The 11,436-nt window shown below is 29.5% G+C and carries 18 protein-coding genes; 15 read left to right on the forward strand and 3 right to left on the reverse strand.

From position 1 onward, the window contains the following. The 12 genes from CD129_RS13255 to CD129_RS11260 form a co-directional block, all read left to right on the forward strand. The coding region (locus tag CD129_RS13255; protein ID WP_170167700.1) for a hypothetical protein at nt 1-384 on the forward strand (384 nt) is incomplete at its 5' end. Between the two features lie 365 nt (nt 385-749). Further along, nucleotides 750-1,097 carry a hypothetical protein gene (locus CD129_RS11210; RefSeq protein ID WP_115337900.1) on the forward strand — a complete coding sequence of 116 codons (348 nt, stop codon included), beginning with the start codon at nt 750-752 and terminating at the stop codon, nt 1,095-1,097. Beyond that, on the forward strand, nt 1,090-2,175 hold the full coding sequence (locus tag CD129_RS11215) for a HigA family addiction module antitoxin (protein WP_160149126.1): 1,086 nt from the start codon (nt 1,090-1,092) through the stop codon (nt 2,173-2,175). Before CD129_RS11210 ends, CD129_RS11215 begins: the two co-directional genes overlap by 8 nt. 619 nt (nt 2,176-2,794) lie before the next feature. Next, nucleotides 2,795-3,019 carry a hypothetical protein gene (locus tag CD129_RS11225; RefSeq protein ID WP_107509436.1) on the forward strand — a complete coding sequence of 75 codons (225 nt, stop codon included), beginning with the start codon at nt 2,795-2,797 and terminating at the stop codon, nt 3,017-3,019. 388 nt (nt 3,020-3,407) lie between these two features. After that, the gene (locus tag CD129_RS11230) at nt 3,408-4,295 is read left to right on the forward strand and encodes a LysR family transcriptional regulator (protein WP_078357134.1); all 888 of its coding nucleotides are present in this window, start codon (nt 3,408-3,410) and stop codon (nt 4,293-4,295) included. Nucleotides 4,296-4,407: 112 nt separating this feature from the next. Continuing rightward, nucleotides 4,408-4,947: an acyl-CoA thioesterase gene (locus CD129_RS11235; RefSeq protein ID WP_078357133.1), complete on the forward strand. Its 540-nt coding sequence runs from the start codon at nt 4,408-4,410 to the stop codon at nt 4,945-4,947. Nucleotides 4,948-4,949: 2 nt separating this feature from the next. Continuing rightward, on the forward strand, nt 4,950-5,315 hold the full coding sequence (locus tag CD129_RS11240) for a hypothetical protein (protein WP_078357132.1): 366 nt from the start codon (nt 4,950-4,952) through the stop codon (nt 5,313-5,315). 137 nt (nt 5,316-5,452) lie between these two features. After that, nucleotides 5,453-5,680, forward strand: a complete 228-nt coding sequence (locus tag CD129_RS13595; RefSeq protein WP_420870769.1) for a TcaA NTF2-like domain-containing protein — start codon at nt 5,453-5,455, stop codon at nt 5,678-5,680. Between the two features lie 210 nt (nt 5,681-5,890). Continuing rightward, nucleotides 5,891-6,529: an HD domain-containing protein gene (locus CD129_RS11245; RefSeq protein ID WP_115337898.1), complete on the forward strand. Its 639-nt coding sequence runs from the start codon at nt 5,891-5,893 to the stop codon at nt 6,527-6,529. A 252-nt stretch (nt 6,530-6,781) separates the two neighbouring features. Next, on the forward strand, nt 6,782-7,234 hold the full coding sequence (locus CD129_RS11250; RefSeq protein ID WP_078357129.1) for a MarR family winged helix-turn-helix transcriptional regulator: 453 nt from the start codon (nt 6,782-6,784) through the stop codon (nt 7,232-7,234). Nucleotides 7,235-7,248: 14 nt separating this feature from the next. Next, on the forward strand, nt 7,249-7,755 hold the full coding sequence (locus CD129_RS11255; RefSeq protein WP_078357128.1) for a GNAT family N-acetyltransferase: 507 nt from the start codon (nt 7,249-7,251) through the stop codon (nt 7,753-7,755). Nucleotides 7,756-7,767: 12 nt separating this feature from the next. After that, the gene (locus CD129_RS11260) at nt 7,768-8,373 is read left to right on the forward strand and encodes an FMN-binding negative transcriptional regulator (protein WP_107509434.1); all 606 of its coding nucleotides are present in this window, start codon (nt 7,768-7,770) and stop codon (nt 8,371-8,373) included. Nucleotides 8,374-8,584: 211 nt separating this feature from the next. Here the strand turns inward: CD129_RS11260 and CD129_RS11265 are convergent, their stop codons facing one another. The 3 genes from CD129_RS11265 to CD129_RS11275 all read right to left on the reverse strand — a co-directional run bounded on the left by CD129_RS11265 (nt 8,585) and on the right by CD129_RS11275 (nt 9,652). Then, on the reverse strand, nt 8,585-8,680 hold the full coding sequence (locus CD129_RS11265) for a type I toxin-antitoxin system Fst family toxin (RefSeq protein WP_107509433.1): 96 nt from the start codon (nt 8,678-8,680) through the stop codon (nt 8,585-8,587). A gap of 180 nt (nt 8,681-8,860) precedes the next feature. Then, nucleotides 8,861-8,953 (reverse strand): type I toxin-antitoxin system Fst family toxin, encoded by a 93-nt coding sequence (locus tag CD129_RS11270; RefSeq protein ID WP_107509432.1) that lies wholly within the window; start codon nt 8,951-8,953, stop codon nt 8,861-8,863. Nucleotides 8,954-9,070: 117 nt separating this feature from the next. After that, the gene (locus tag CD129_RS11275; RefSeq protein WP_115337897.1) at nt 9,071-9,652 is read right to left on the reverse strand and encodes an alpha/beta hydrolase; all 582 of its coding nucleotides are present in this window, start codon (nt 9,650-9,652) and stop codon (nt 9,071-9,073) included. Between the two features lie 36 nt (nt 9,653-9,688). On the opposite strand from CD129_RS11275, the gene CD129_RS11280 reads away from it, so the two are divergent. From CD129_RS11280 to CD129_RS11290, 3 genes are all read left to right on the forward strand, one after another. Further along, nucleotides 9,689-10,666, forward strand: a complete 978-nt coding sequence (locus CD129_RS11280) for a VOC family protein (RefSeq protein WP_115337896.1) — start codon at nt 9,689-9,691, stop codon at nt 10,664-10,666. Between the two features lie 76 nt (nt 10,667-10,742). Next, nucleotides 10,743-11,108: a hypothetical protein gene (locus CD129_RS11285; protein WP_107509429.1), complete on the forward strand. Its 366-nt coding sequence runs from the start codon at nt 10,743-10,745 to the stop codon at nt 11,106-11,108. An 11-nt stretch (nt 11,109-11,119) separates the two neighbouring features. Continuing rightward, a partial coding sequence (locus CD129_RS11290) for a hypothetical protein (RefSeq protein WP_144437012.1) occupies nt 11,120-11,436 on the forward strand: 317 nt, incomplete at its 3' end.

The raw sequence follows: 11,436 nt of genomic DNA on the forward strand, positions 1-11,436 counted from the left end.
TATTTATATATGATACCAACAGCTAGATTAAAAAGTAGAAAATCAGATTATATAAAGGATTATTATTATTCAACTATTTTAAAAGATGAGTTAATTGAAATTAAATTACCTGCAGTAGGGAAAATTAATCGAAATACAAAAAATACACGTCATATAGCTACTCATAATGGTATAACTTTTATTGTTGAAAATGTTATTGAAGAAAATGGTATGTCAGCTTTTTATGGATTTGATTCATCAATAATTAAAGAGAAACAGACCAAGACACTAAATAAATATAGAAGATATATTTATAAAGACTTAGAGAAAGCTAAAATATCAATTATCCAAATTAAAAAGGTTTTATTTCCAATATTAGATGAGGTTGATAGAAGGTATTTTTAACTAACCAACACAATTTTATAGTGTAATATACTTATTAAGAGCTTTAGGCTCACAGTAGCCCTTAAACATGTTACGAGGCTTATTATTTTATAATGAGAGAATGTATTTCCTAAAGATGTTAGATTCTTGATAGTTGAATCATTCCCTTCTCGTATTGATCTTATTGTTTTATAAGAACCAGATGGCGCAATTGCTTTCCCTAAAATTTCAGAAACGTAGTAAAAGTTCATAACACTCACTATGGTAGTGGGTGTTATTTGTAGTTTTAAAACATTATAATAAGGTAAAGTGATTGTATTATACGATGTTATAGTATAATGTAGATTTAAATAGAATTACCTAATAAGTAATATGGTCGTGATGATTTGGAGATTTTTTACAGGAAAACACAAACAGAAAAACTATGTACAAATTTTAAAAATGCTCAGCGAAAACTTGGTTATAAGCCAGCGATAGGATTGAAAAAGGCGATTGGTTTTATAGAATCAGCTACTTCGTTTGAAGCTGTGATGAATTATGGGCCATTTCATTATCATAGACTACAAGGCAACCTTAAAGATATATGTAGTCTTGATATCGATGGGAGAAATTCTAAATGGAGACTATACGTTAGACCAGTTAATAGTGATGGAGAAAGTCTGATTACTGAGTTAGCGGATAAAAAATCTGAAATTATACATATTCTAATAATGGAGGTGAATGATCATGGTTAAGAATTTAATATTGGAACATAATAACCAGATGGCTTTTCATCCAGGGGTATATATACAAGATAGTCTTGAAGATTTGGATATGACTCAGAGGGAATTAGCTACTCGAGTAGATACTAGTCCTAAAACAATTAGTGAGATAGTCAGAGGAGAACAATCGCTCACACCAAAGATGGCAATAAACATATCGAAGGTTTTTAATGTGGATTCACAAACCTGGTTAAATATCCAAACAAAGTACGATACACTTAAGTTGGAAATAGAGCAAGACAAATATATAAACGATCAAAAAAGCCTTCTTAAATCAATTGATTACCCAAAATTAGTAAAATTGGGTGTTGTTTCTCAACAAAGAAAATCAGAAGATAAAATTAAAGAGCTATGTAGAGTTTTTAAAATTGCTAACTTAGAAATATTGAAGAGCCGAGAATTGGCTATTAATTTTAGAGCTTCAGCAATAGAAAAAGATAGTGATGTTATAAATACTAATTTATGGATTGAAATGGTTTCTCATAAATTATCATCTAAATCAACTTTAAAGTTCGATAAAGAAAAACTAGAGGGCTCAATGAGTACCTTGAAGAACTTAACAGTTGAGGAGCCTAGTGTATTTATGCCTCGAATCGATGAAGTATTAAAAGAATGTGGAGTACATTTTATTATTATGCCTAGTTTGAAAAATGCCAAACCTAAAGGTATGGTCATGTGGGGAGATGACAAGATAACTCTAGCTATGAGTAATAAAGGTAAGTATGCTGATATATTTTGGTTTACGTTTTTTCATGAAATCGGGCATATTATATTGCATCCTCATAAAAACTTTATTGAACTAGATGGAAAAAATCAGAGAGAACAAGAAGCTGATGATTTTGCTAGAAAAACATTAATAAAAGATGAAATTTATAATGATTTTATTGCTACATCAGATTTTAGCATGAGTTCTATACAGCATTTTGCGAATAGCGAGAAAATCAATCAGTCAATTATAATTGGAAGGTTGCAAAATGATGGTATTATACCTTATTCTCGTTTTGCAAATCAAAAAACGAGATACATTTGGGCATTTGAAAGTGAGAACTGATTTGCCAATACAGAGTAATTAATAGTTTTAAGCGCAAAAAAGGGCAAGCGTCTGAAACACATTAGACTGAATACCCTCTAATAAACGCTATTAAATCAACGTTTTGGGAAAGTGTGAATTATATAAAAATACAATTCATGATTGAGTGGGAATAATATATAAAATTAAGACAACCCTTTAACTACTATGGTTAGAGGGTGTTTTTATGTTAATATTTCAGTAAAAATATTGTTGATTTTATAGAGTTTTAACTTTTTGAATCTAGGTGGAAATTAAAATTAGAAAGGAAAATAATAATGATTTTAATTATATTAGGTTATGTATTTGGAATAGGTTTTGTAGCATTTGGTTTTGCTTCTTTGAATCTTTGGGGATATGAAATTTATAAAATCATAAGCAAAAGTAATAAGCGGGTTAGATACAAAACTAGTATATACACTAGTGCGATAGCTGTTTTTTGCGCTATAATTTTGATTATTATAGCTAATGTAGTTTAGTTGATTTTGAGAGTGTAAACTAAAGATTTTATATATTGACGATACTACCATTGATAAATTTATTATTTTTAGTTTATGGCATAATATGACCATGACTTAAATTGAGTAAAAGAATAAATGAGATGGCACAATCGGAACATTTAAAAGGATATAAAAATATTGTAGATGCATTCTCCTATGGTTCTACGTCTATTGTAAGTTTGGTCATGACAAAAATATCTAATATAGGAAAAACAAAAGAAGAAAAAAGATGGAATAATCTAGAATTAACTATTAGATCCTACTACGATATAGAGGTTGTAGATGAAAATCATACACGGATTATAAAACAAAAAGATATATATTAATGAATTATATATTTCAAATAATTTTGAAGTGCTGATAAGAGCAGTGTTAAAAGCAGTTTCCTGTAAAATTGCTGATAAAGGTAGTGTTAAAAGCAGTTTTCAGCAAAATTGCTGATAAGAGTAGTGTTAAAAGCAGATTTCAACAAAATTGCTGATAAGAGATGTGTTAAAAGTAGTTATCAGTAAAATTGCTGATAAGGATAGTGTTAAAAGCAGATTTCAGCAAAATTACTGATAAGGGTAGTGTTAAAAGCAGTTCCCAGCAAAATTGCTGATAAGGAAACTATATAAGCTGGTTTGATAAAAAGCGAGGCTGAGACATAAATTTGTCTCAGCCTCGTTTTGTGTAATAATGTAAAGAGGATTAATAATTATTGGGGGATTTATCGTGGAGATAAAACAAATGCAATATTTTATAGAAGTTGCAAAGTTCAAGAGTATGACGAAAGCCTCAGAGAATTTATACATTACACAACCTACTATTAGTAATTCAATTAAGTTATTAGAAGAGGAATTAAATGTTGCGTTGTTTGATCGTTCTAAGAGACAAATCGTATTAACGGATGCTGGAAAAGTCTTTTATAAAATTTGTAAGGATTTCTTGAAGATGTATGAGAATATTCCTGTTGAATTGAATAATTTATTAGAAATTGAAGAAGGTCATGTGAGAATTGGTATTCCTACGATTATGAATGTGAATAAGTTTACTAAGCTGATTTCTGAATTCCATCAACTATATCCTAATGTGACGTTTCATATTTTGGAAGATGGTAGTAAAAGAATTGAGGATGAGATTTTAAAGGATGATTTAGACATAGGTATTACTGTGCTACCTACTGATAATAATTTGTTTAATTCGTTCTTCTTTTTCAGTGAAGAGTTGAAAGTTGTAGTTAATAAAAATCATTATATAGCTGATCAAAAGTCTGTGGATCTTAGTGAACTTTCAAACGAGAGTTTCATTCTTTTTAATTCTGATTATTATTTAAATGATCGTATTAAGCAATGTTGTAGAATGTCGGGCTTTATTCCGAATATTATATCTGAGAGTACGCAGTGGACTTTTATTGAGCAGATGATCTTATCTGATTTAGGTATTTGTATTTTACCTTCTAGTATTACAGATTTGCTGAATGAAGACTTGAAAAGTGTCAGCATTAGCAACTTGAATATCGGGTGGGAATTGGCGATTATTTGGAAAAAAGAAGGTTATCAAAACCATATTACAAAGAAATTGCTTGAATTTTTACAAGACAGATTACTTTTAAATGAATGAGTAATGCGGTTACATAGATTATTTTTATAGTTTATATAAAAATTAACGATTTTTATAAATGTATTTAGGGGATTAAGATGTAGTTATACGAGATAAAAGGAAGGAAATATATATGATACATTTTAAACACCCCAACGAGAGCAGAGTAGTAAGTACAGACCAAGTACTAGTCAATGATTTGAATAATTATAATACGTTGTTCGGAGGCGTATTAATGAAAAAGTTAGATAACAATGCAACGTTATCAGCTAGAAGACATGCAAGAGTAAAAGAATGCGTAACAGCTTCTACGGATTCTATAGATTTCTTAGTACCAATTAGACAAACAGATTCAGTTTGTATTGAGTCATTCGTGTCATACACAGGGAATAAATCGATGGAAATTTTCTGTAAAGTTATAGCTGAAGATATGTTAACAGGAGAAAGAAAAATTGCGGCAACTGCATTTTTAACATTCGTAGCATTAGATGGTGATAAGAGACCTATAAGAGTTCCAGCTATAGTACCAGAAACGAAAGAAGAATTATTTTTATTTGAATCAGGAAGTAAACGTGCAAACATGAGAAGACAAAGAAGAGAGCATAGCCAAGAATTAACAAAAATAATAGGTTTAGAAAAACCTTGGGAAAGAATTAAAGAAGGGAGTTACTAATTATGTTTGCAAGTACAAATGAAATTTATAAAGTTCAAAATGACATTGTATCATTAGAAAAGAACTATCCTCGATTCTTTGAAAACTTAGAGCATGTTGTCAGTTTAACGAGACAATTACAAATCCACTATCAATATTTAGGTGAATTGATAAATGGTATTGATAAAATTGAATCACGACCACCGTTTATTAAAGATTCAGTATTACAAATTTATACTGACGAAGTTAAAAAAATTACTGAAGATGAAAATATTGATATTTTGATGAATATCTTTAAACATCATCAAGATGTAAAATACGCTCAAATATTCTTATTAATATTAGGTGCTAAACCTAGACTTGTCTTTGAGAACACAATTATAAAATAATAAAACCTGGAGCTTTTTATAATATCGTCATATTGTAAAAAGCTCATTTAATTTATAAAGAGGTCAATATTTCCTGGGCTATAACCTATGAATTATAAGAGGGAAAATATTAATAAAGTAGAAAAAAACATAGCTATATTAAGAGTAGTTCAGATACAGCAGATCATATTGAAAAAGTTGTAGAAGAAGGTGGAGGCATAGAATTCACTAAACCAAAAGTAACAAAGTATGATAAAAAAGGTGACACAATCACAATAGAGATTGAAAAGAAAGACAATGATGGCAAAAGTATCAAATCTAAATATGACTTAGATTATGATTCAACATTTTCAGACTTTAAAATTAAAGATTATACTGATATTTAATTCACCTATGTTATTCATCAGTATGAGTTGATTTGAAATATCCAAAAGCGAAATTACTCACCTGAAAAGGTGTCGCTAAAATTTGAGTGTGATAATCCAATGTACTTTCATGGTAAAAATCTCAACTTTCCTCCTTCTCAAATAAGTTTACTTTTTTAAATTAAGAGGAATATATTAAATGTATTATAATTTGAGAAGGGGTTTTTTTAATTGATTAAAAGTTTAGATGAAATTATAGTCCCAGATAGTAAAATTATTCAAGATGCACAAGAGATTGTAAGAGAATATGGAAATGAATTAATTTGGAATCACTCTAATAGAGTTTATTTATTTGGAGAAACAAAAGGAATCCAAGATCAACTAAAATACGATAAAGAATTGCTCTATATCACAGCGTTATTTCACGATTTAGGCTTAACTGAAACTTATGGCAGCGATGATTTAAGATTTGAAGTTGATGGAGCAAATGCTGTTAGACAATTTTTACAAAATTATAATTATGATAAAAGTGATTTGCAATTAGCATGGGATTCTATAGCTTTACACACGACTTTAGGTATTGCAGAACATAAGGAAAATAATGTTGCTCTACTATATCATGGTGTTGGTATGGATGTTATGGGCGATAATTGGAATCAATATTCTGATCAATTACGTAAAGCAGTCGCTACAAAATTCCCTAGAGGGAATTTTAAACATGATGTAATACAAGCATTTTACGATGGTTTCAAACATAAACCAGAAACGACATTTGGCAATATCAAATCAGACGTTATAAAGTATTTTGAACCAGAATACCCACAAAATAACTTCTGTTCATGTATATTACGTTCAAAATGGGATAGCTAATAATGTATTATTTATTTACTTATTAATTGCTTTGTACTAAAAATCATAAACAAAAAATCACTCAATCTTCCAGATTGGGTGACTTTTTTGATAAAGGGATTTGTGTCCCAAAGTATTTTAGAATTTATTTTATTTCACTCTTAGTTATTACGACTTAATTTATAAGTAATAGATCCTTGAAATATAATTAATATATGTTACATTATTAAATAAAATAGTTGCATTTGCAACAAAAATAAAAGGGGTCAGACAATGAAAGACATATTAAGAGATATAGGTATTATTTCTAGATCATTAGACTCTATAAGCAACATAGAATTCAAAGAAATCAGTCTTACAAAAGGCCAATTCGTATATTTAGTCAGAATCTGTGAAAATCCAGGTATCATACAAGAAAAATTGGCTGAAATGTTGAGGATTGACCGCACTACAGCATCAAGAGCAATAAATAAACTTGAAAAAAACGAATTAATTTTCAAAAAAAATCACCATCAAAGTAAAAAGAGTAAAATGTTATTCCCGACTAAAAAAGGTGAAGAACTTTATCCGTTTATAATAAGGGAAAACAATCACTCTAATTCAGTAGCATTAAAAGGTTTTACTGAAGAAGAAATTAATGATCTAACGAGAGCTTTAGACCGAGTGAAAAACAATATATCTGAGGATTGGTTAAGCGTTAAAAAAGGTAACAAAAGACAATATTAAAGGATGGTGAAAAAATGATAAGAGAATGTGTCATAGAAGATTTAGAACAATTGCAAAGTATATCATACCAAACATTTGATGAAACATTTAGAGAACAAAATAAAAAAGAGAACATTGACAATTATTTACTACACACTTTCACTAAAGAAAGATTATTAAAAGAATTTCAAAATTCAAATTCATTTTTTTATTTTATATTTTATCAAAAATCATTAGCAGGATACTTAAAATTAAATATTCAAGACGCTCAAACGGAATTTATTGAAGGAAATAATTTAGAAATTGAACGTATTTATGTTCTAAACCAATTTCAAAAACTTGGATTAGGTAAGCAACTATATGATAAATCAATTGAGGTAGCTAAAGAATTATCATGCGATCATATTTGGCTAGGTGTATGGGAGAAGAACTATAATGCTATTGCATTCTATGAAAAATTTAAATTTGAAAAAATAGATGAACATGCTTTTTATATGGGGGATGAAAAACAAATAGACTATATCATGATTAAACACTTATAAGGGGGCTTTACTATGTATATTCCAAAACATTATAAAGAAAATGATATTCAAGAAATCAAATCATTTATGTTAGAACATCAATTTGTAACGATCATAACAAACGATGGGGATAAACCTATAGCGACGCATGTACCAATTAATATTCATGAAAAAAACGGAGAGATATATGTTACTGGTCATTTAGCTAAGAATAACGATCAATGGAGATTATTAAATAAAGCATCAAATGTTTTAATTATATTTCAAGGACCTCATGCATATATTTCGTCTACTTGGTATGAAAAAGAAGATGTCCCAACATGGAATTATCAAAGTGTTCATGTATATGGGGATAGTAGACTTTTAAGTGAAAGCGAACTTATTGAAGATTTAACCTATTTGTTGAATAAATATGAAGGACATAGAGAGAACGGAGCAACTTGGGACAATATGTCTGAAAACACACGTAAACAAATCAATGGAATTATAGGATTTGAAATTGAAGTTAAAGAAATACAAGCTGCATATAAATTAAGTCAAACACGTACCGAACAAGACAAAAATAATATAATAAGTAAACTTAAAGAATCTGGGGACCATTTAGATATTGCAATAGCAAAGATAATGAATCGAGAATAACAGTATAAGTTTCAAAGTAAAAAATGCTAATAAAAAAAGAATCAAGATTGAACACTTTTAAATAAAGCTGGACGATTATTATAGTATGTACTTTGCAGTTTTCTCTACTATGATGTTATAATCTCTTTAACAAGAGTTTCGTGCATATATGCACTAATCCCCTCACTATTGCGAGTAGTGAGGGGATTTTTGTGTTGGCTAGTCGCCTATTTTACTTATCATCTCGATTGCGTAGCCAATGCGCAAATAGAGTGACAATACAACCACCGATGACTGTGGTCATGATGTGAACAAGAGTTTCGAACATAAGCATGCACTGAATAAATTACGCGAATATGTTAAACAAATTTAACTAGGTGATCCTTTTTGCATTTTTCTAAACTATGATGTTATAATATGTTTAACAAAAAGTAGTTCCATTGGAACACCGAACCCCCAACCTACTGGAATAGGTTGGGGGTTCTTTTTGATGGGCTATGTCACCTTATTATTTATTGCGGCTGTTTAGCCAAAACGTAAAACCCGCAATTATGCATCCTGAAACAACAGGTGCAATTATACTAACAAAAAGTAGTTCCACTGGCTACACCTCCTTCCGCCGAAAATACCGCCGGAAGTTAAGGCGACTTCATTATTATATCATCTGTAAATGCACTTTTGATAAGATAAATTTGGTCATTTTATAAATCAATAATGACTAAAGGATTGTTTTTAATTTTTCGATTTCTGGTTCATCTAATTCGTGGCCACCGTCTAAAAGCTCAAATTGAACTTCTTTAAATAATGGTCTAAGTTCATCGGCTAGTGCCTTAATTTTACCTGGTACAGTTAAATAATCGTTTGAACCACTTGTTATGATAATAGATGTATGTTCATATCTTTCAGTGATTTTATATTCTAAATTAGATGGATGAAGTAATAAGGCACGGTCAATATTTGTAATGCCTTGTTCAAGTAGACCAATGATGAAATTTGCACCATTTGAATAACCAAAGAATATAATATGTTGATAGTTATGTTCTTTAATAAATGAATGCCAAAATTCTACAAAGTCTTCAGTATGTTTGCTAAAATCATTTCGATCTAAAGCATTATGATTTAATGGTGCGAAAAATCGTCTTTCTGTTCCTTCTCCAACATTGCCTTGCAGACTTAATATGTTAGCTTCAGGGAATAACGCACCTGAAAACGGTAGAAGTTGGTATTGATTGCCCCCGGTACCATGAAAAAGTACAATTAAAGTATCAGAGTTTGGGTTTTCTTGTAAGAAATATTCCATTCTATCTCCTCCATAAATTTGAAAGGGCTGTTGTTAATGAATCATGATTCAATTATACACCATGTATCTATTATTAATCACGATGCAGAACAATCATTTAACTTCTACCGTAATATACTAGGTCTGAATTTACTAATGAAGACTGTTAATCAAGAGAACTATGAAATGTATCATATTTTCTTTGCAGATAAATATGGTCGACCTGGAACTGAAGTGACATTGTTTGAAATGAAAGAAGGTAAAGAAAATCAATTCGGAGCTAATGCATTTGATCGATTGTTATTTAAAGTACCATCAGTAGAGTCATTACAATATTGGGAACAGCGATTTGATCAGTTTGAAGTTTGTCACTACGGTATTGAAAGTTATACTGACCGCAGTCTAATTCGATTTGAAGGACCAGATCAAACACCACTTGGCTTAATCGTAATAGCTGATCATGAAGACATTAGCTTATTCAACAGAGATGAAAATAGTGTTGTGCCCTTTGAACATCAAATATTAGCCTTAGATTCCGTGCACGCTAGAGTGAGATATCCAGAAGCAAGTAAACAACACTTCCAAGATTTATTCAATTGGAAGACATATGGTCAAACCGCATTCTTTGATACAGGTTTGACTGTAAATATACTGCATAACAACAATAGTGAAATGTACCATGAAGTACATTTGATTTACGACACATTTAATCCATTAGAAGAACAAGGATTTGGAGCTATACATCATGTAGCAATATCAGCAGAAGCGGAAAGTACATTAGATGATATCGCAGTATCATTAGATAAATTAAATATGATACACTTACCTATAAAAAATAGAGGCTTCTTTAAATCCATATATTATCAAGACCCTAATCAGCTCTTATTCGAAGTAGCGACGTTAAAGCTCAATATGGAAGCAATAACATTTGAAGAAAAGCAATTTCAAGACATCCCGCTATACTTACCAGAACACTTAGAATCGAAACGAACATTTATCGAAAGACAATTACAAAAAGGAAGTACGGGGCTATAATAGAGTGTTGAAAAATAATGATTTTAGTCTGTATAATTAATAATATAAACTAATATTTTGTTACGAGGTGATGTTAATGAACACAATTACAGAAAATATAAAGTTAAGACCAAAGCAATTTATATTTTCATTCATAATACCTTGTCTAATAGTTTGGATAGCATTATTAATTTTAAAGTCTGATATCGTACAAATAATTTTATTTGGTGTTGTGATGGTCTTATTAAATTTTATTCACTTTAATGTATTTGTTACAAGGGAAGTACTAAATGAAAAGTTAAATAGCCATATTCGTAAGAAAAATATCTCTAAAGAAAAATTATACGAAATAACTGGTTTAACAAAATATGAAGTAACTGAAAATGAAAATACTTATGAGTTTTTTGTTTTGTCATCTAGAAAGAAAAAATATTTAAAAATTCTTGAAAATTATAATAATTAGAAGGATGTAAAATGAGAACTTTAAGAAGAGCGTTAATAGAAAATTATCAATATAATCCAATAAGATATGTTTTAGAAATTATAGGGATATTCATTATTTGCATCTTATATTATTTAATTGCAAAGGGTATGTATTTAGAAATTGCAGCTGTACCTTTGTTTATATTTCATTTTATTATGATGAACTTAAGAATTCGAAAAGATTTTTATAACCAAAGAATTACAGATTTATTAGAAGAAAAGCAAGTTGACATCGAAACATTACAGGATAAGATGCAAATATCTAAATACGAATTTCGGTATAAAAAAGGGAAATATGAATTCTATGT

This window comes from Mammaliicoccus fleurettii (assembly GCF_003970575.1).
Classification (GTDB): Bacteria; Bacillota; Bacilli; order Staphylococcales; family Staphylococcaceae; genus Mammaliicoccus; species Mammaliicoccus fleurettii.

What these genes read in the sequence shown, in the direction of transcription:
- CD129_RS11260 (WP_107509434.1), top strand. Translation starts at nt 7,768, where the DNA reads ATGTATATTCCAAAACATTATAAAGAAAATGATATTCAAGAAATCAAA.
- CD129_RS11280 (WP_115337896.1), top strand. Translation starts at nt 9,689, where the DNA reads ATGAATCATGATTCAATTATACACCATGTATCTATTATTAATCACGAT.
- CD129_RS11285 (WP_107509429.1), top strand. Translation starts at nt 10,743, where the DNA reads ATGAACACAATTACAGAAAATATAAAGTTAAGACCAAAGCAATTTATA.
- CD129_RS11225 (WP_107509436.1), top strand. Translation starts at nt 2,795, where the DNA reads ATGGCACAATCGGAACATTTAAAAGGATATAAAAATATTGTAGATGCA.
- CD129_RS11255 (WP_078357128.1), top strand. Translation starts at nt 7,249, where the DNA reads ATGATAAGAGAATGTGTCATAGAAGATTTAGAACAATTGCAAAGTATA.
- CD129_RS11235 (WP_078357133.1), top strand. Translation starts at nt 4,408, where the DNA reads ATGATACATTTTAAACACCCCAACGAGAGCAGAGTAGTAAGTACAGAC.
- CD129_RS11250 (WP_078357129.1), top strand. Translation starts at nt 6,782, where the DNA reads ATGAAAGACATATTAAGAGATATAGGTATTATTTCTAGATCATTAGAC.
- CD129_RS11265 (WP_107509433.1), bottom strand. Translation starts at nt 8,680, where the DNA reads ATGTTCGAAACTCTTGTTCACATCATGACCACAGTCATCGGTGGTTGT.
- CD129_RS11215 (WP_160149126.1), top strand. Translation starts at nt 1,090, where the DNA reads ATGGTTAAGAATTTAATATTGGAACATAATAACCAGATGGCTTTTCAT.
- CD129_RS11240 (WP_078357132.1), top strand. Translation starts at nt 4,950, where the DNA reads ATGTTTGCAAGTACAAATGAAATTTATAAAGTTCAAAATGACATTGTA.
- CD129_RS11275 (WP_115337897.1), bottom strand. Translation starts at nt 9,652, where the DNA reads ATGGAATATTTCTTACAAGAAAACCCAAACTCTGATACTTTAATTGTA.